We start from the raw sequence: 269 nt of genomic DNA, 5'->3' as shown, positions 1-269 counted from the left end.
TCAAGTCCAGATAAAGGCATATTCTTACAGCTTTTGTCCTATATCTATGCCAAGTATGAAGAGGCCTACAGAGGAAATAAAGAGTTTCCTAACATTGTACCTATGGTAATCTATGTAGGCAAAGAGGATTGGAACATAACAATTTCTACTGTTAAAGATATTCCCATTGATGAAGAGGTAAAAGATTACCTTTTTAACCTTGCATATACTCTTAAAACTCCAAAAGATATGGACCCAGAGAAAGTAGAGGCTATAAGAAAAGACGTAGA

The 269-nt window shown here is 34.9% G+C and carries 1 protein-coding gene; it reads left to right on the top strand.

Going from position 1 to position 269, the window contains the following annotated elements; genetic code table 11:
• Positions 1–269, top strand: a 269-nt coding sequence (locus tag ACYQZV_RS09170) for an Rpn family recombination-promoting nuclease/putative transposase (protein WP_459895351.1), incomplete at both ends; no start/stop codon positions are given.

Source organism: Hydrogenobaculum acidophilum, assembly GCF_054656715.1.
The sequence above is the reverse complement of the archived record's forward strand: the minus strand, read 5'-3'. Positions and strand labels throughout refer to the sequence as shown.